This window comes from Aequorivita flava, from assembly GCF_038742595.1.
GTDB lineage: Bacteria > Bacteroidota > Bacteroidia > Flavobacteriales > Flavobacteriaceae > Aequorivita > Aequorivita marisscotiae.
Genome location: NZ_JBANCF010000002.1, coordinates 295,253 through 312,110 on the forward strand (window position 1 = coordinate 295,253; position 16,858 = coordinate 312,110).

General features: G+C 37.0%; 21 protein-coding genes. 5 read left to right on the plus strand and 16 right to left on the minus strand.

Annotated elements, in window-relative coordinates:
- Positions 1 to 32: 32 nt before the first annotated feature.
- A complete protein-coding gene (locus tag VZD24_RS03695; protein WP_342686817.1) occupies positions 33 to 1,055 on the minus strand; it encodes a ligase-associated DNA damage response exonuclease in 1,023 nt (340 codons plus the stop codon).
- Between the two features lie 148 nt (positions 1,056 to 1,203).
- Between VZD24_RS03695 and VZD24_RS03700 the strand changes: the two genes are divergently transcribed.
- Positions 1,204 to 1,629 carry a tellurite resistance TerB family protein gene (locus VZD24_RS03700; RefSeq protein WP_279449727.1) on the plus strand — a complete coding sequence of 142 codons (426 nt, stop codon included), beginning with the start codon at positions 1,204 to 1,206 and terminating at the stop codon, positions 1,627 to 1,629.
- 115 nt (positions 1,630 to 1,744) lie between these two features.
- Here VZD24_RS03700 and fbp read toward each other — a convergent pair whose 3' ends face one another.
- On the minus strand, positions 1,745 to 2,752 hold the full coding sequence (gene fbp, locus VZD24_RS03705; protein WP_342686816.1) for a class 1 fructose-bisphosphatase: 1,008 nt from the start codon (positions 2,750 to 2,752) through the stop codon (positions 1,745 to 1,747).
- 124 nt (positions 2,753 to 2,876) lie between these two features.
- Between fbp and VZD24_RS03710 the strand changes: the two genes are divergently transcribed.
- The 4 genes from VZD24_RS03710 to VZD24_RS03725 all read left to right on the plus strand — a co-directional run bounded on the left by VZD24_RS03710 (position 2,877) and on the right by VZD24_RS03725 (position 7,436).
- On the plus strand, positions 2,877 to 3,359 hold the full coding sequence (locus VZD24_RS03710; RefSeq protein ID WP_342686959.1) for a GNAT family N-acetyltransferase: 483 nt from the start codon (positions 2,877 to 2,879) through the stop codon (positions 3,357 to 3,359).
- A gap of 68 nt (positions 3,360 to 3,427) precedes the next feature.
- Positions 3,428 to 4,681 carry an aspartate kinase gene (locus VZD24_RS03715; protein WP_342686815.1) on the plus strand — a complete coding sequence of 418 codons (1,254 nt, stop codon included), beginning with the start codon at positions 3,428 to 3,430 and terminating at the stop codon, positions 4,679 to 4,681.
- A 134-nt stretch (positions 4,682 to 4,815) separates the two neighbouring features.
- A complete protein-coding gene (locus VZD24_RS03720) occupies positions 4,816 to 6,666 on the plus strand; it encodes a GNAT family N-acyltransferase (RefSeq protein ID WP_279449724.1) in 1,851 nt (616 codons plus the stop codon).
- A gap of 20 nt (positions 6,667 to 6,686) precedes the next feature.
- Complete coding sequence (locus tag VZD24_RS03725) at positions 6,687 to 7,436, plus strand: DUF5995 family protein (RefSeq protein WP_279449723.1); 750 nt, start codon at positions 6,687 to 6,689, stop codon at positions 7,434 to 7,436.
- 62 nt (positions 7,437 to 7,498) lie between these two features.
- Here VZD24_RS03725 and VZD24_RS03730 read toward each other — a convergent pair whose 3' ends face one another.
- The 14 genes from VZD24_RS03730 to atpB form a co-directional block, all read right to left on the minus strand.
- Complete coding sequence (locus tag VZD24_RS03730) at positions 7,499 to 7,921, minus strand: hypothetical protein (RefSeq protein WP_279449722.1); 423 nt, start codon at positions 7,919 to 7,921, stop codon at positions 7,499 to 7,501.
- A 20-nt stretch (positions 7,922 to 7,941) separates the two neighbouring features.
- Positions 7,942 to 8,355 carry a VOC family protein gene (locus VZD24_RS03735; protein WP_279449721.1) on the minus strand — a complete coding sequence of 138 codons (414 nt, stop codon included), beginning with the start codon at positions 8,353 to 8,355 and terminating at the stop codon, positions 7,942 to 7,944.
- A gap of 41 nt (positions 8,356 to 8,396) precedes the next feature.
- The gene (locus VZD24_RS03740; protein ID WP_279449720.1) at positions 8,397 to 8,744 is read right to left on the minus strand and encodes a TM2 domain-containing protein; all 348 of its coding nucleotides are present in this window, start codon (positions 8,742 to 8,744) and stop codon (positions 8,397 to 8,399) included.
- 44 nt (positions 8,745 to 8,788) lie between these two features.
- Positions 8,789 to 9,175: a VOC family protein gene (locus VZD24_RS03745; protein ID WP_279449719.1), complete on the minus strand. Its 387-nt coding sequence runs from the start codon at positions 9,173 to 9,175 to the stop codon at positions 8,789 to 8,791.
- Positions 9,172 to 10,122: a 2-hydroxyacid dehydrogenase gene (locus tag VZD24_RS03750; RefSeq protein ID WP_279449718.1), complete on the minus strand. Its 951-nt coding sequence runs from the start codon at positions 10,120 to 10,122 to the stop codon at positions 9,172 to 9,174. Before VZD24_RS03750 ends, VZD24_RS03745 begins: the two co-directional genes overlap by 4 nt.
- Positions 10,123 to 10,125: 3 nt before the next feature.
- Positions 10,126 to 10,491 carry a cupin domain-containing protein gene (locus VZD24_RS03755; protein WP_279449717.1) on the minus strand — a complete coding sequence of 122 codons (366 nt, stop codon included), beginning with the start codon at positions 10,489 to 10,491 and terminating at the stop codon, positions 10,126 to 10,128.
- 2 nt (positions 10,492 to 10,493) lie between these two features.
- Entirely contained in the window at positions 10,494 to 11,006 is a 513-nt protein-coding gene (locus VZD24_RS03760; protein WP_279449716.1) for a hypothetical protein, read from the minus strand.
- 84 nt (positions 11,007 to 11,090) lie between these two features.
- Positions 11,091 to 11,624: an outer membrane beta-barrel protein gene (locus VZD24_RS03765; RefSeq protein ID WP_279449715.1), complete on the minus strand. Its 534-nt coding sequence runs from the start codon at positions 11,622 to 11,624 to the stop codon at positions 11,091 to 11,093.
- Positions 11,625 to 11,738: 114 nt separating this feature from the next.
- Complete coding sequence (gene atpG, locus VZD24_RS03770; RefSeq protein ID WP_279449714.1) at positions 11,739 to 12,614, minus strand: ATP synthase F1 subunit gamma; 876 nt, start codon at positions 12,612 to 12,614, stop codon at positions 11,739 to 11,741.
- A 72-nt stretch (positions 12,615 to 12,686) separates the two neighbouring features.
- Positions 12,687 to 14,267 carry a F0F1 ATP synthase subunit alpha gene (gene atpA / locus VZD24_RS03775; protein WP_279449713.1) on the minus strand — a complete coding sequence of 527 codons (1,581 nt, stop codon included), beginning with the start codon at positions 14,265 to 14,267 and terminating at the stop codon, positions 12,687 to 12,689.
- Positions 14,268 to 14,323: 56 nt separating this feature from the next.
- The gene (gene atpH / locus VZD24_RS03780) at positions 14,324 to 14,860 is read right to left on the minus strand and encodes an ATP synthase F1 subunit delta (RefSeq protein WP_342686814.1); all 537 of its coding nucleotides are present in this window, start codon (positions 14,858 to 14,860) and stop codon (positions 14,324 to 14,326) included.
- A 6-nt stretch (positions 14,861 to 14,866) separates the two neighbouring features.
- Complete coding sequence (locus tag VZD24_RS03785; protein ID WP_279449711.1) at positions 14,867 to 15,358, minus strand: F0F1 ATP synthase subunit B; 492 nt, start codon at positions 15,356 to 15,358, stop codon at positions 14,867 to 14,869.
- 81 nt (positions 15,359 to 15,439) lie between these two features.
- The gene (gene atpE / locus VZD24_RS03790) at positions 15,440 to 15,643 is read right to left on the minus strand and encodes an ATP synthase F0 subunit C (protein WP_237601234.1); all 204 of its coding nucleotides are present in this window, start codon (positions 15,641 to 15,643) and stop codon (positions 15,440 to 15,442) included.
- A 32-nt stretch (positions 15,644 to 15,675) separates the two neighbouring features.
- A complete protein-coding gene (atpB, locus tag VZD24_RS03795) occupies positions 15,676 to 16,764 on the minus strand; it encodes a F0F1 ATP synthase subunit A (protein WP_279449710.1) in 1,089 nt (362 codons plus the stop codon).
- Positions 16,765 to 16,858: the final 94 nt, after the last annotated feature.

Genomic DNA, 16,858 nt, shown 5'->3' on the forward strand with positions numbered 1-16,858 from the left:
CCCAAAGGGGGAATTTTATATGTATTGAAATATTAATCTTCATTTTCAATTTTCTTATCAATTTCGGCACTCTCCTCTTCGTATTGCGTTTTTTCGGTTCTTGCGTCGTAGCCTAATTCTTCCCGCAAATATTTCGCAAAAATATCTGTGTATCCGTGCGTGGCGATTACTTTTTCGCAGCCCGTGGCATCAATTGCCGAAAGCAAACCCTCCCAATCGGCGTGGTCGCTCAAGACGAATCCGCGGTCTATTGCGCGTCTTCTTCGCGCGCCGCGAAAGGTCATCCAGCCGCTGGCAGAAGCGGTTACATAGGGCACAAATCTTCGAATCCACGTACTGCCGTGGGCGCTCGGTGGGGCAACAATTATGTTTCCTTTTATTTCTTCTTTGGATGTATTGCGCGTGATTAAAGTAGTTTCGGGTAGTTTATAATTTTCCTTAACTACTTCCGTCATATTTTCAACGGCGCCGTGGGTGTAAATTTTTCCGATGGAAGCGTCTAAATGTTTTAGTAATCGCTGCGCTTTTCCTAAACTATAACCAAAAAGAATTGACGTCCGCCCCTCACTTTTATTGGTTGCCCACCAATTGTTTATATCGTTGAAAACTACCGCTTGCGGAGTCCATTTAAAGGCGGGCAAACCGAAAGTACATTCGGTAATAAATGTGTGGCATTTTACAGGTTCGTAAACTTCTGCCAAGCCGTCGTCTTCGGTTTTAAAATCGCCCGTAAAAACCCAAACTTCACCTTTATATTCAACCCTTACTTGCGATGAAGCAATAATATGCCCTGCGGGGTGAAGTGAAAATTTTACGCCATTAATGGTGAACGTTTCATTCCAAGCTTTACCGGTTACTGAAATTTCACCCAGTCGATGTTTAATAATCGGCACATTATTAGTGTGTGTAATATATTGCTTATGCCCCCACCGGCTGTGGTCTGCGTGGCCGTGGGTTACGATGCATTTATCTACAGGCCGCCAGGCGTCTATATACACATCTGCCTGCTGGCAGTAAATTCCTTTATCGTTAAAAACAAGTAATGGTTGCGTCATTTTTCCTTTTATAGCAGCTTAAAAATACTGAAAGACGAGTTTGTGGTGTGGGTTATTAAGAAAAGTTTAGGGGTCCTGCTTTTTTCAGAACAAATAAGGTGTAAAAAGTGGATTACAAATTTTATATTTGTACCATAAAACCAAATTTATGTCATTTACAGATTTATTCGAAAGTGGGGAGCATTCCCGAAATTTAGGACACTTTGCATCTATTGCAAATATTGCTTCGGTTAATGGTGAAATTAATCCAGAAGAGGAAAAACTCTTAAAGCGTTTTGCCCGAAAGCTCGATATTGAGGAATCTGAGTATATAGCTGTATTAAAAAATCCCGGAAAATACCCGATAAATCCTCCCAATGATGCAGAACGGCGTTTAGAGCGTATTCACGATTTGTTCGAAATGGTTTTTGCAGATAATGAAATTGACGATCACGAGCGTTTTCTACTTGAAAGATATGCCATTGGTTTGGGATATAATGCTGAAACTGCCCAACATCTTATTAAACGTTCCATTGAAATTTACAGCGGCGGGCTAGATTTTGAAGATTACCGTTATTTATTGAATAAAAAGTAAGTTGCCATAATTTCCTTACTGGAAATATAACATCTATAAAATAAAGAAGCTCCTTTCGGAGCTTTTTTTATGTGTTTAAATTAGGGTTGCTTTATTTAAAACTGCTAAAAATGAACTATTGAGACTTTTTCATAAATTCTTCGGCCTTCTCTACCATTTTAGTGCTTCCGCAGAAAAACGGAACGCGTTGGTGCAAACTTGTAGGTTTAATATTTAAAATATCCTCAAAACCATTACTAGCCTTTCCTCCTGCTTGTTCTGCGATCATTGCCATGGGGTTGCATTCGTACAAAAGTCGCAGTTTTCCATTTGGATCTTTGGATGTATTTGGATAAATATAAATTCCGCCTTTAATCATATTTCTGTGAAAATCTGAAACTAACGAACCAATATATCGCGAGGTGTACGGACGATCGTCTTCTTCTTTTTGACAATATTTTATATAATCTTTTACACCTTGGGGAAAGTGAACATAGTTTCCTTCGTTTACAGAATATATATGTCCGTCTTCAGGAAATTTCATATTTGGATGTGAAAGATAATAGGTGCCAATTGCCGGATTTAAAGTAAAGCCATTTACGCCGTGCCCAGTGGTATAAACAATCATGGTAGAAGTACCATAAACTATATATCCTGCGGCCACCTGATTAATGCCAGGTTGCAGAAAATCGTCGATAGTAACAGGAGTTCCCGAAGGCGTAATTCTTCTAAAAATTGAAAAAATAGTACCTACTGAAACGTTAACATCAATATTTGAGGACCCGTCTAAAGGATCCATCAGGACCACATATTTATTATCGTTTTTCTGATTTCTACCTTTAATGGTTATAAAGTCGTCTTCCTCTTCACTGGCAATTCCGCAAACAATTTCACGATTGGTAAGCGTGTTTATAAAAACCTCATTGGCAAATACATCTAGTTTTTGTTGGTCTTCGCCTTGCACGTTGTGGTTTCCGGCTGTTCCCAAAATATCTACCAATCCTGCTTTGTTTACTTTGTGATTTACAACTTTTGCAGCTAAGCGAATAGAATTGATTAGCCGTGAAAGCTCTCCGGATGAATATTTAAATTCGCTTTGGTTTTCAATGATAAATTCTCCGAGAGATTGATTTATTTTTGCCATAGGGTTGAAGGTATCCTGAATTTCCCGCAAATATCGGGATTTTTAAGAAATTGAACCGATATTTGTTGAGGTAAAACAAAATAGAAACTGAAATAGACACCATTCAGTTAAAAAACATAAAATGATGAATATACGGGAAGCTGTAAAATCTGATATGCCACAAGTTTTAGAACTAATAAAAGAGCTCGCTATTTTTGAAAATGAACCCAATGCGGTTGAAGTAAATGTTGCAGAATTGGAACGCGAGGGCTATGGCGAAAATCCGTTATTTACATGCTTCGTTGCCGAGTTGGAAAATGAAATTGTTGGGGCCGCACTAATTTACTTCCGTTTTTCTACTTGGAAGGGACGCACGCTTCACTTAGAAGATTTAATTGTAAAAGAATCTGAACGAGGAAAAGGCATTGGCGAAAAACTTTATAAACAGGTAATGCAATTTGCTTACGATCGTGGCTTAAAACGTGTGGCGTGGGATGTTTTGGATTGGAATACCGGAGCAATAAGATTTTACGAGCGTAGTGGCGCCAACGTTTTAGAAACTTGGCGTGTTGTACATATGGACGAGAACGCCTTACAGAATTATATTAAAAAATCAAGCAAAAAATAAATTTTGACCACAATCACACGAATATATTTAAAGAAGTTATTCGTGTATTCTGGTAAACTTTTTTATTTATGAAAATATTCAAATTTGGCGGTGCCTCCACAAAGGATGCCGCAAACATAAAAAATGTACTTTCAGTAATTAATCAATCTGGCGAAAAAAATCTGGTGGTGGTTATTTCTGCGATGGGTAAAATAACAAATGCCTTAGAAGATGTGGTAAATGATTATTTTTCTGACAAAAACAATCTCTATAAATCGCTTAACACTGTTTATGATTTTCACTTCGAAATTTTAAAGGGATTATTTTCGCCTTCACACGGATGTTTTGCTAAATTAGATACGCTTTTTAACGAGTTAAAACATTTTCTGGAAACCAATAAATCAAAAAATCACGCCTTCGTTTATGACCAAGTAGTTTCATACGGCGAACTTATTTCTTCAACAATTATTTCAACTTATTTTACAGAAAAGGGCATTCAAAACAAATGGTTAGATGTGCGCCAATGTATAAAAACCAATGAGAATTACCGCGATGCAACAGTAGATTGGGAAAAAACGCAACAAAAAATTTCAGAAAAAGTAAGTGATACAGGAATTACTATTACCCAAGGTTTTTTGGGTGCTGAAAACACAAATAATTTTACCACCACCTTGGGCCGTGAGGGTAGCGACTATACCGCCGCAATTTTTGCATATTGTTTAAATGCCGAAAATGTTACAATTTGGAAAGATGTTCCCGGGGTATTAAATGCCGACCCGCGTTATTTTACACAAACGCAACTTTATAACCATATTTCGTATAGAGAGGCTATTGAACTTGCTTTTTACGGTGCCTCTGTTATACACCCAAAAACGTTACAGCCTTTGCAACGAAAGGAAATTCCGCTGTATGTAAAATCGTTTCTTAATCCTTTAGCCCCCGGAACCTGCGTTGGCAAAGGAGTTGTTCTGGATCCGTTTACTTCATCTTTTATATTGAAAAAGGAGCAGGTATTAATTTCGTTATCGTCTTTAGATTTTTCATTTATGATGGAAGACAATATTGGCGATGTGTTTAAACTACTTCACGAATATAAAATGAAGGTGAATTTAATTCAAAATTCAGCCATTAGTTTTTCTGTTTGTGTAGATAACAAATTCCAAAATTTAGAGGCTTTACTGGCAAAACTTAGAGAAAACTTTAGCGTTAAATGGAACGAAAATGTTACCCTCTACACCATTCGTCATTTTAACCCTTCAGAAGTAAAGGCACTTGCCGAAAACAAAAATGTACTTTTAAAACAGGAAAGTAAAGAAACGGTTCAATTAGTAATTAAGGAATAAGCAATTTTATTTGTATTTAGAAATTGGATTTTAAAAGCCAAGTGAAACATCTTTACAGGACATTGATTGATTTGTATAAAGTTTATCATTGATGTTTCGTTATCTTTGTTTGATACAAACAACCAATTAATTTCATGGGATTAGTCAACGCAAAGGAAGTTGCAAAAGCGATAAACGTCGATAAATTCGGCTTTCTGGGTACATTTATGGGTTGGTCCTTAATGAAGGTTTTAAACATTTCTACACTCAATCAGATTTACGACAGAAACAAACATTTAAACGACCTTGAGTTTATAAATGGGTTAATTTCAGAATTCGAAATAAAGTTTGAAATTCCCGAAGAAGATCTTCGACGTATCCCAAAAACAGGTGCTTTTATTACAATTTCGAACCATCCGCTCGGTGGTATTGATGGTATATTGCTCCTAAAATTATTGCTGGAACAACGCCCAGATTTTAAAATAGTCGCCAATTTTTTACTGCATCGTATAGAACCGTTAAAACCTTATGTAATGCCCGTAAATCCTTTTGAAGATAGAAAGGATGCTAAATCGAGTATTTCAGGTTTTAAAAATGCCATCCTACATCTGCGTCAAGGACAACCGTTGGGTATTTTTCCGGCTGGCGAAGTTTCTACCTATAGAGATGGCAGATTATTAATAGACAAACCTTGGGAAGAAGCGGCAATGAAACTCGTACAAAAAGCCGAAGTACCCGTAGTACCAATTTATTTTCACGCCAAAAACAGCAAACTATTTTACCGTTTGGCAAAAATGAGCGATACACTGCGAACCGCAAAACTACCTTCAGAATTATTAACACAAAAAGAGCGTTTAATAAAGGTGCGGATTGGTAATCCTATTTCGGTTGAAGACCAAAAGGAACACCAATCGCTGGCTTCATTTACCGAATTTCTCAGGAAGAAAACGTATATGCTCTCCAATGCGTTTCAGAAGAAAAAATTGTTGGATAGCATTCCAAAAACGCTAAAATTTCCAAAGCCACCCAAGAAAATTGCAGGCCCCATTCCGTTGGAAGCCATGGAAGCCGAAATTGAAAAACTTCGCGAAAACGATAAACGATTGCTTATAAGTAAAAATTACGAAGTGTTTTTGGCCGAAGCAAATTCAGTTCCATACATATTACAAGAAATTGGCCGATTGCGCGAAATTACCTTCCGCGAGGTGGGAGAAGGCACCAATAACAGTACCGACTTAGATAAATTTGACAGCTATTACCACCATATGTTTTTGTGGGATAATGATGCGCAGAAAATGGCCGGAGCATACCGGATGGGACTCGGTTCCGAGATATTTGCGCGCTTCGGAATAGACGGGTTTTATTTACAGGATCTTTTTAGGTTTGAACCCGAATTGTACGACATGATGAGCAAGTCTATTGAAATGGGACGCGCTTTCATTATAAAAGAATACCAACTCCGGCCCATGCCACTTTTTCTACTTTGGAAAGGAATTGTACACACCACACTGCGCTACCCCGAACATCGTTATTTAATTGGTGGAGTTAGTATTAGCAACAAGTTTTCAGAATTTTCAAAAAGTTTGATGATTGAGTTTATGAAATCTAACTACTACGATCCGTATGTGGCGCAATATATAAATCCAAAAAAAGAGTATAAAGTAAAACTGAAAGATGCCGACAAAGACTTTATCTTCGACGAAAGTGAAGCCGATCTCAATAAATTTGATAAAATAATAGACGAAGTAGAACCGGGAAGTCTTCGTTTACCCGTGCTAATTAAAAAATACATTAAGCAAAATGCAAAAGTAGTGGCGTTTAATGTAGATCCGCTCTTTAATAATGCGGTAGATGGTTTAATGTACATTCGTATTGCAGATTTACCGGAAAGCACAGTAAAACCAGTGATGGAAGAATTTCAAGCCGAACTGGAAAAAAAATATTCAGATAGAAACAACGAAAATTTTGATTCTGAAAATTCTAAAGAAGAGCTTAAACCTGAATAATTTTTTAAAACCAATGATTTATGACCGCAACAAATATTGATGAAGTTATAGCGCGGTTAGATACTATCATTGAAGCCGAATGTCTGCAAAATTCTTGTATGGCATATTTTCCAATTCTTTACAGAAAGGTTACCATTCGAATAAAAGAAGGTATTTTAAACCGAGAATTTGCAAATAACCCACGAATGGAAAAGCTCGATGTGCTTTTTGCAAATCGTTATATTGATGCCTATGAGTGTTTAGCAAGCGGTAAACCCATAACAAAGAGCTGGAAAAAAGCCTTTGATGCCTCTAAAACAGAAAAGTTGCTGATTATGCAACATTTGCTGTTGGGCATTAATGCACATATTAATTTAGACCTCGGGATAGCCGTTGCCGAAACTGTTGGCAACGATGACGAATTGATAGATTTTGAAGACGACTTTAATAAAATTAATGAAATTTTAGCTTCGATGATAGCCGCTGTAGAATCGAAAATAATTTCGGTTTCCCCTTTGTTCGGAATGCTGGATAAGTTCGGCAAAGGACGGGAGGATAAATTAGTTAGTTTCAGTATAAATATTGCTCGCGACGGAGCTTGGCTTTTTGCAAACCAATATTACTTTTCACACAATAAAACGAACGAATTAAACGATCGGGACGTAATAATAGCAACCTTAGCCCAAAAGTTAATTCGTCAAAAAAGCTGGATTTTAAAATATTTAGTAAAAATTATTTACTTTTTCGAAAAGAAAGATGTTGCCAAAATAGTTGCCGTTCTTAAGGAATAAAACTATAAATTCTATACTGCAAAGTGCAAACAAAAGCCCTGCATTAGGCAACATTCAGCATCCTAATTACAAGTAATTTTTTCAACCTCTGTATCTAAGCCAGAAGTAGGGTTATCTCCCGTTATAATTGCTTTATCGTCGCGAAGTACAATTGTTATTGCCGTGGTTTGTTCAACACCTTCTTGCATAAAATGGTATGTAGCCTTAACGGTATTTTCGTTAATGGTACCATTTAAAAATCCGTTGCGCTGATTTTTTAACGCTGGCAGCCAATTGTAATTTCCCGATACCGCGTCCTTTAGAATAGTAAGGTTTAGCTCGAGAACATCAATATTTTCGGTACTGTCGGGAAAAGTATATTCATTTCGAAAACATAACGATTGTGCTGTCTCTGGTTCAATTTCTATTTTCTTTACTTCACTATTTTTAGTATTACAGTTAACGAAAAACAATAAAACAGTACAGAGTAAACAAAGCATTTTCATAATTTATTCTTTAAATTGAACTATTCCAAATACGGGTTGTAGCTTCCAAAATTCCAAATGTTTCCTTCCGGGTCTTTACAGCTATAACCGCGGCCGCCGTAGCTCTCATCTTTAATTTCTATTATAATTTCAGCGCCATTCGCTATCGCGTTTTTATAATGCGCATCAATATTTTCAATTACAAAATAAGGTGTTTGGGTATTATAACCATTTAGATTTTTAGGCAAATTCAACATCTTTCCAAATGCTGTGTAAGGGTTAAATGGATTCACCATGATTAAGGCATTGCCCAATATTAGTTGGGCATGAACAATATTGCCACTATCATTTTTATAAACCTTGTGTTCCTTAAAACCAAAAGCCGTTTTTATAAATGAGACCGCAGTATTTACATCGCTGTAAATTAAATTGGGGATTGCACCAAATTTGCTCATATATTAAAAATTTCTATAAAAATGTGCAGAAAATCAACACGCTAAAACCAGCCTTTTTTACCTACTTGGTATGTTTGGTAAAACTCCTCATCGCTTTTTGTAAGGTATATAATTCCTTCAATTAATGGAATTATACCACCAATACCGCAGGTAACAATAGTTATAACTATTTGTATTATACCCTCCTGTGTATACCCAAGAATAAATTTGTGAATACCTAAAGAGCCAATAACAATTGCCAATACACCAGCGAGCAATTTTTTATTTTCTTGACCGTGTGTTGCCTCATTCCAGCTTTCGTTAAAATCATTGGCACTATTTCTTGCCTGCTGCTCTGTAGTGTCTGTTTGTTTTGTGCTATCGTAGCCTGAATTTTGTTGTTCTTCCATTGTATAAATTAGTTAGTTTATATTCTTATTAAATATATAAAAATTTACAAGAATGCGCTATCCACAGGTTCCCAAAGTTCAATTTTGTTTCCTTCGGGATCTAAAATCCAACCAAATTTTCCGTAGTCATATTCTTCCATTTCACCAACAATAGTAACGCCTTCCTTCTTTAAAACTTTAAGAAGTTCAACTAAATTGTCAACTCTATAATTTATCATAAACTCTTTTTTGCTGGGCGAAAAATATTTGGTATCTGCCGCAAAGGGGCTCCATTGTGTGGAGCATTTATTACCGTTTTCGTCTTGCCACCAAAAAGTACAACCATAAGTATCGGTGTTTAAACCCAAATGGTTTTTATACCATTTTTTTGTAGCCTCGGGATCATCTGTTTTAAAAAAAATACCGCCAATACCGGTAACTCTATTTTTCATTTTTTTACTGTTTTAAAATTTTGAATAATCTTTTGGGCAATCACTGTTGCAAGCTTCTCTTTGCTTTCTATGGTCCAACCTGCAATATGTGGACTCAATATAACATTTTCCATCGAAAATAATTCCTTTAAGGAATTTGGAAGGTTATCGGAATCAAAAAGTGTTTCAAAAGAAAGTTTTTCGAATTCTAAAACATCCAATCCGGCACCTAAAATTTTGCCCGATTTTAATGCCGAAACCAAATCTGCCGTAACCACACTTTTGCCACGTGCCGTATTGAGAAACCAAAAAGGTTTTGAAAATGAGTTAATAAATTCTGAATTAATCATTTTATCGGTCAAGGGTGTCCAGGGGGTATGAACACTTAGTACATCAACTTTTTGTTGAAGCTCAGGTAACGAAACCTGCATTGCATTTTCATCGCCAATATTGTTTTTTATATCGAAAAATAGTACATCGCAGTCAAATCCTTTTAGTTTTTTTGCGAACGCTTTGCCCATGTTTCCGTACCCTATAATTCCCACGACTTTTCCGTCTAGTTCTACACCGCGATTGGCTTCGCGGTTCCATAAACCGTTTTTAACCTCGTTATCGGCTTTATTTAATTTGTTGAATAGCGAAAGAAGCATACCCAATGCATGTTCGCCCACAGCGTTTCTATTTCCTTCCGGGGCAGCTATTAATTTAACGCCTCGTTTTTCGGCATAATCAATTTCTATACTTTCCAAGCCCGCTCCAACCCGCGCTATAAATTTTAAATTTTTGGCAGCATCTAAAAATTGTTGGTCTATGTTAAAACGACTTCTAATTACAAGGCCATCATATTTTGAAATAATTGTTTCAACTTCAGACTTAGAGCTTTTATAATTTTCATCATTAGAAAATCCCGCTTCCTGCAACATTTTTAGCAAAAGCGGGTGATTGTTATCGAGGTGAAGTACTTTCATGATTTAGATTTTAGGATAATCTACAACTGTTTTTTTAGAAGAAACGTTGCCGGTGTGTTTGGTAGATAGTTTTTCAAAAAGTAGCACGTGCACCTCTTCACCGTTTTGAGTTTTTGGACAATGCTCCACACCTTTGGGAACAACTATTATTTCACCTTCGGAAACCACTTCAATTTTATCGCGAAAGTGCATTTCCAAAGTTCCTTTTTGTACAAAAAACAACTCATCCTCTTCTTCATGAGCATGCCAAACAAATTCATCTTTTAGTTTTGCCAACAAAACCTGCATGGAATCTACAATTGCAATTTGGTGCGGATGCCAATGTGCTTTAAAGCTAGAAAATTTCTTTTCGATGTTTATTGTATGCATAACTATTCATGTTGGTTTGGATTAGCCTGCGGGTACGGTATCATATCCCTTTGTGAAAGATTAGTGATTTTATAATAATTCCTTTTTTCTTTGTACTGATATTCCACCATCGCCTGATTGTGTTCTAGTTGAAAGGGAAATGATTTTGAAATGGTATTTTGCGTTTCCTTTACTGGATTTTCATCCATTATAATGTCGCGTTGTGCACTATTTTGTAAATATCCCACAAATTTGTTGGGGGACATTTCTGTGCTTTTAGCCGTAAGAATATGGTTTCTAAAGTAGATGTTTTTAACAATAACTGCGGGTTCCATTTCACCAAATGTTATATGCACATTAGTGCCCGAACCTCCTTCTTTTATGCCAGCAACCCAATTTTGATAGTAGGCTTCGGTAATTTTAAAGGGTGGATTTTGCTCCAACGAAATTTTCATATTGGTGTCCTTGGTTCCGCCACAATTGGTAAAACTTAAAAACAAAAATGGCAATGTTATAATTATAGCTAGGGTTTTCATAATATTTATCATTCACGAAATTTACGAATAATATAGAACAAAAAACCAAGCGACTTTTGAAAAAATAGAATTGGCAAAAAATACTTACAATTTAATTCCGCCTCCAATAAATACGGCAATTCCGCTAGCAGCATCTACATTTAGGGTAATATTATTTGCGTCAAAATACGGCAGCAATAGTTTTAAAAACCATGCTTCATTAATATTGTAATGCGCCCCAGTCCCAATATTAAAGATAGTTAAAGCACTGTTTTGAATAACACCTTGAGTTTGGTCCTCGAAGCCATAGCCATATCCTATTTGTGCAAAAACGTTCCATTTTTTCTTGTTGATAAAGTAGTAGTGGGCAGACGGAATAAAACTGTAGGAATGAATGGTTACTTGGCTATTATTTTTAAATAGTGTATTATTTGATATAGAAAAGGTTCCGGAAAGCGATATATTTTTGAAAGCGAAAAATTCAAAACTAGCCAAGCCCAAAATACCGAAGTCGTTTTTATTATTAGTAGTTGTGGGATAAGGTGAAGCCGAAAGTGAAAGCAGAGATTCTCCTTTTTGTATTTGGCCATAAGTTATGGAACTGAGTAAAAATAAAACAAGAATTATTACTTTCTTCATTTGTATAAAATTAAAAATGAAGATACTTAAATAATTTAAACAAAAAACCCCAAAGATCTTAAAGATCTTTGGGGTTCAAATAATGTATTGGTAGCCTAACGAGCGACAGCAAAACTATCCGGCCAGTGCCTCTGCACCTCCAACAATTTCTAATATCTCGTTAGTAATTGCAGCTTGACGGGCTTTGTTATATTGCAATTTAAGCGCATCGCGAAGCTCCGTTGCGTTATCGGTTGCCTTATGCATTGCGGTCATACGCGCGCCATGCTCACTAGCAACACTATCGCGTAGCGCTTTAAATAACTGTGTTTTTAAACTCTTTGGAATTAATGCCTCAACAATTTCTTCTTTTGAAGGTTCAAAAATGTAAAATGTATCGCTCGTCTTTACATCTTTACCTTCCATTGGTTTTGGAGGTAATATAGGTAAAAACTGCTCTGTCATTACTAATTGTGTGGCAGCATTTTTAAAATTATTGTAAACCAGAATAATTTTGTCGTACTTGCCTTCGGAGAATAAAAGCATCAATTTTTCGGCAATCTCGGCAGTATTTTCAAACGAAAGATCGTCGAAAATATCGTTATTGTTCTCGAGTATAGTGCCCGATTTTTTAAGTATATCGTTTCCTTTTTTCCCGAGCGTCATAAAATCTACTTGCTTCCCTGCGTATGAATTTACTGCAAGGTTGCGAGACTGCTTAATAATATTGTTGTTAAAAGCTCCGGCCAAACCACGATTACTCGTAATGGCAACCACTAAAACTTTATTTACTTCACGTTGATCTGAATATTTGCTACCAGTGTCGGCATCAAGCGTAGCGCTAAGATTCTGTAAAAGTTCTGTAAGCTTTTCGGAATAAGGACGCATTGCGGTAATAGCATCCTGAGCCTTCTTCAATTTTGCAGCAGAAACCATTTTCATGGCACTGGTAATCTGCATCGTTGAACTAACGGATGATATTCGGTTACGTATTTCTTTAAGATTCGCCATTCTATTATAGAATTGAGTATTTAGTATTGAGTATTGAGACCAAATAGCTCAATACTCAATACTGAAATCTAACTATTTTTTATATTTCGCTGAAAGCTCGGCTGCAACTGTTGTCATAACATCAATTGCTTCGTCAGTAAGTTTTCCTGCTTTCAAATTGTCCAAAGTATCTCTGTGCTTAACGTTAAGCATTTCAAGATAGTCTCTTTCAAATTCTTTGATTTTATCTACAGGAACGTTGCGCATTAGGTTCTTAGAACCTGCATATATAACTGCAATTTGATCTTCTACCGTGTACGGATCGTTTTCAGATTGCTTTAATATTTCAACGTTACGTTTTCCTTTTTCAATTACATTTAAAGTTGCGGCATCTAAATCTGAACCAAATTTTGCGAAAGCTTCCAATTCACGGAAAGCTGCTTGATCCAATTTTAAGGTACCTGCTACTTTTTTCATCGATTTAATCTGAGCGTTTCCACCCACACGCGATACCGAAATACCTACGTTAATCGCCGGACGAACTCCTGCGTTAAACAAATCTCCATCAAGGAAAATTTGCCCATCGGTAATGGAAATAACGTTTGTTGGAATATAAGCCGAAACGTCACCTGCTTGTGTTTCAATAATTGGAAGTGCAGTTAAGGAACCACCTCCTTTTACAATTCCTTTTAATGATTCTGGAAGATCGTTCATTTCTTTTGCAATATCGTCATCTGCAATTACCTTCGCGGCACGCTCTAACAATCTTGAGTGCAAGAAGAAAACGTCTCCAGGATACGCCTCACGTCCCGGTGGGCGACGAAGCAAAAGAGACACTTCACGATATGCTACCGCTTGTTTTGAAAGATCATCGTAAATAATTAGTGCGGGACGGCCCGTATCTCTGAAATACTCACCAATAGCTGCACCTGCAAAAGGAGCGTAAACCTGCATTGGCGCCGGATCTGATGCGTTTGCAGCAACAATAGTTGTATATGCCATTGCACCTTTTTCTTCCAAGACATTTGCAATGTTGGCAACAGTTGAAGCTTTTTGTCCGATAGCAACATATATACAATAAACAGGTTGCCCTGCATCGTAAAATTCTTTTTGGTTCAGGATGGTATCAATACAAACGGTAGATTTACCTGTTTGACGGTCGCCAATAACAAGCTCACGCTGGCCACGACCTACAGGAATCATTGCATCAATAGATTTAATACCAGTTTGAAGTGGTTCAGTTACCGGTTGACGGTAAATAACCCCAGGAGCTTTACGCTCCAATGGCATTTCGTAAGTTTCGCCTGTAATTGGACCTTTACCATCTATAGGCTGGCCCAGTGTATTTACCACACGACCAACAATACCTTCACCTACATTAAGAGATGCGATACGTTGGGTACGCTTTACGGTAGAACCTTCTTTAATTTCTTTTGAAGGACCTAAAAGTACAATACCTACGTTGTCTTCTTCTAAGTTCAATACAATACCTTCAAGACCACTTTCAAAGGCTACTAATTCGCCGTATTGCGCGTTAGATAGTCCGTATGCACGAACAATTCCGTCACCCACGGTTAAAACAGTTCCTACTTCATCCAGGGAAGCAGTTGCTTCGTAGCCTGTAAGTTGTTGCTTTAATATTGCTGATACTTCAGCTGGTTTTACTTCTGCCATTTTATTTAGATATTAGATGCTAGATTTTAGACGTTAGACTAAACCTAATTTCCTTATTATATTGATTTACTGAATTCTCTTTTTAAATTTCCTAATTGGTTCGCGATGCTTGCGTTGTATTGCGTATCGCCCATACGAAGGATAAATCCTCCTATAATTTCTGAATCAATTTGGTGGTTTAAGGTTACCTTGTCGCTGCCTGTTAATTCCTTAACCTTGGCCAAAACTTTGGTTTCCATTTCGGAAGTAAGTGGTACGGCCGTAATTACGGTTGCCGTCTTTACTCCCTGCTGGGTGTTGTAAATATCTACATAGCTTTTGGCCACACTTCCCAATAGCGAAGCACGTTTGTTAGCTATTAAAATATTAATTAACGAATGCGTAGCCTCAGATTGCTCCTTGAAAATTTTCAACAAAGCTTCTTTTTTATCATTGGCCTTAATAACTGGACTTTGAAGTACGGCTCTCAATTCGCGGCTATCTTCCAGCGTTGTATAAACAGACTGCATATCGCCAAAAACCACAGCTTCGGTGTTGTTTTCGTTTGCTTTCTGCAAAATTGCTTTCGCGTATCTTATGGCTGCTCTGCTCATTTAATATTAGTTTAATTTGGCTTCTCCCAACATTTCATTCACAAGCTTCATTTGCTTATCGCTATCAGAAAGTTCGTGTTTTACAACTTTCTCGGCAATGTCTAAAGAAAGGCTTGCTACTTGTTGTTTTAATTCCGCGATTGCCGCTTTCTTTTCGCTTTCAATGGCCGCTTGTGCTTGTGCTACCATTTTGTCGGCTTCTAATTTAGCATCTTCCTTGGCATCGGAAATCATTTTCGCTTTTAATTCACGAGCTTCTTTCATCATTGCTTCGCGCTCTGCACGGGCTTCTTGAAGTAGTTTCTCGTTGTCTGCATGCATGTTTTGCATTTCGAGTTTTGCCTTTTCGGCAGCTTCCAATGCATCATTAATAGAGGTTTCACGAGATCTTACGGCGCCCAAAATAGGTTTCCACGCAAATTTTCGCAAAAGAAATAAAAGCAATAAAAATATGATGGTTGTCCAAAATATTAAACTCTCAGGTGCTACTATATTCATTTGATGATATTTTTTAAAAAAACTTTTTTGTTTAAAACAACATCTCGTGGCCAACCGCCACGAAATGTTGTGTTTTAAAAATTAGGCAATTAATGCCACAACCACTGCGAAAAGTGCAACACCCTCTACAAGAGCTGCTGCAATAATCATTGCGGTTTGAATTTTTGCTGTAGCTTCTGGTTGTCTAGCGATTGCGTCCATTGCTGAACCACCAATTCTACCAATACCAATTCCGGCACCTATTACGGCTAATCCGGCTCCTACTGCTGCTAATGTTCCTGTCATAATTGAAACTTTTTAAAAATAATTAAACAAAATTAATGATGCTCCTCTACTGCCTGACCAATAAACAGCGCTGCTAACAATGTAAACACATAAGCTTGTAATGCGGCAACTAAAAGTTCCAGCACGCTCATAAATAGTACAAATGCTATAGACACCGGCGAAATGGCGGCAGTTTCGAAAATAAAAATCAAGCCAACAAGGCTTAAAATTATAATATGCCCAGCAGTAATGTTCGCGAATAAACGAACCATAAGTGCAAAGGGTTTTGTAAACATTCCAATTATTTCAATCGGAATCATAATTGGGTATAATGCTTTTGGCACATCTGGCGTAAGGATGTGTTTCCAGTAATATTTATTTCCACTGAAAATAGTAACGATAAATACAATTACCGCCATTACTAAGGTGAAAATAATGTTTCCAGTTACGTTTCCACTAAAAGGGAAAAAAGGAATTAGACCTATTAAATTATTTAACCATATAAAGAAAAAGATGGTTAATAATAACGGCATGTATTTTTGGTATTTGTTCCCGATATTTGGCAATGCAATTTCGTCGCGAACAAAAAGAATAACAGGTTCTAAAAGTCCAGAAATACCTTTTGGCGCCTTTTTATTTTTCTTGTAAGAGCGCGCTGCAAAACCGAATATAAGTACTAAAAGTAGCGACACCAAAAGCATAGAAAATACGGTTTTGGTTATAGAAAAATCTAACGGTCTGTCTTCATAAAGAAAGGGACGGCCCATTGTGCTAGCTGCTTCAAACTTCTCTTTGTCAAAACGGTCTGCATAAAAAATATGCTCCCGATATTTAACGAACTCCTGCCCATTAGCCTCAACCACCGTAGTCCCGGAATTATCGTGATGAAATTCTGAAGAAGGAAAAACGGTAAGACCATTTTCTGTCCAAAGAATTACGGGTAGCGCCAACGTGATAGGGTGCCCAGACCAGTCGGCAATATGAAATTCATGCGAATCCCATACGTGACTATTTATCAATTCCTTGGGATCAAATTTCCCATCACCCTCTTCTGGGTTAGGACCCGAAGCGGTTCCTAAAAAAGGCATCAATAAAAAAATAATTAATGCTAAGCTACCGATAAGTGTTTGAGTAAGCCTCATATGTTAATAACTATAAAATATTGTGCTCGTTAAAATTTGTGCAAAAGTACAACTTTTAACGACAAAAAAAAGGGGGGAAGTACGATTGTTTTAT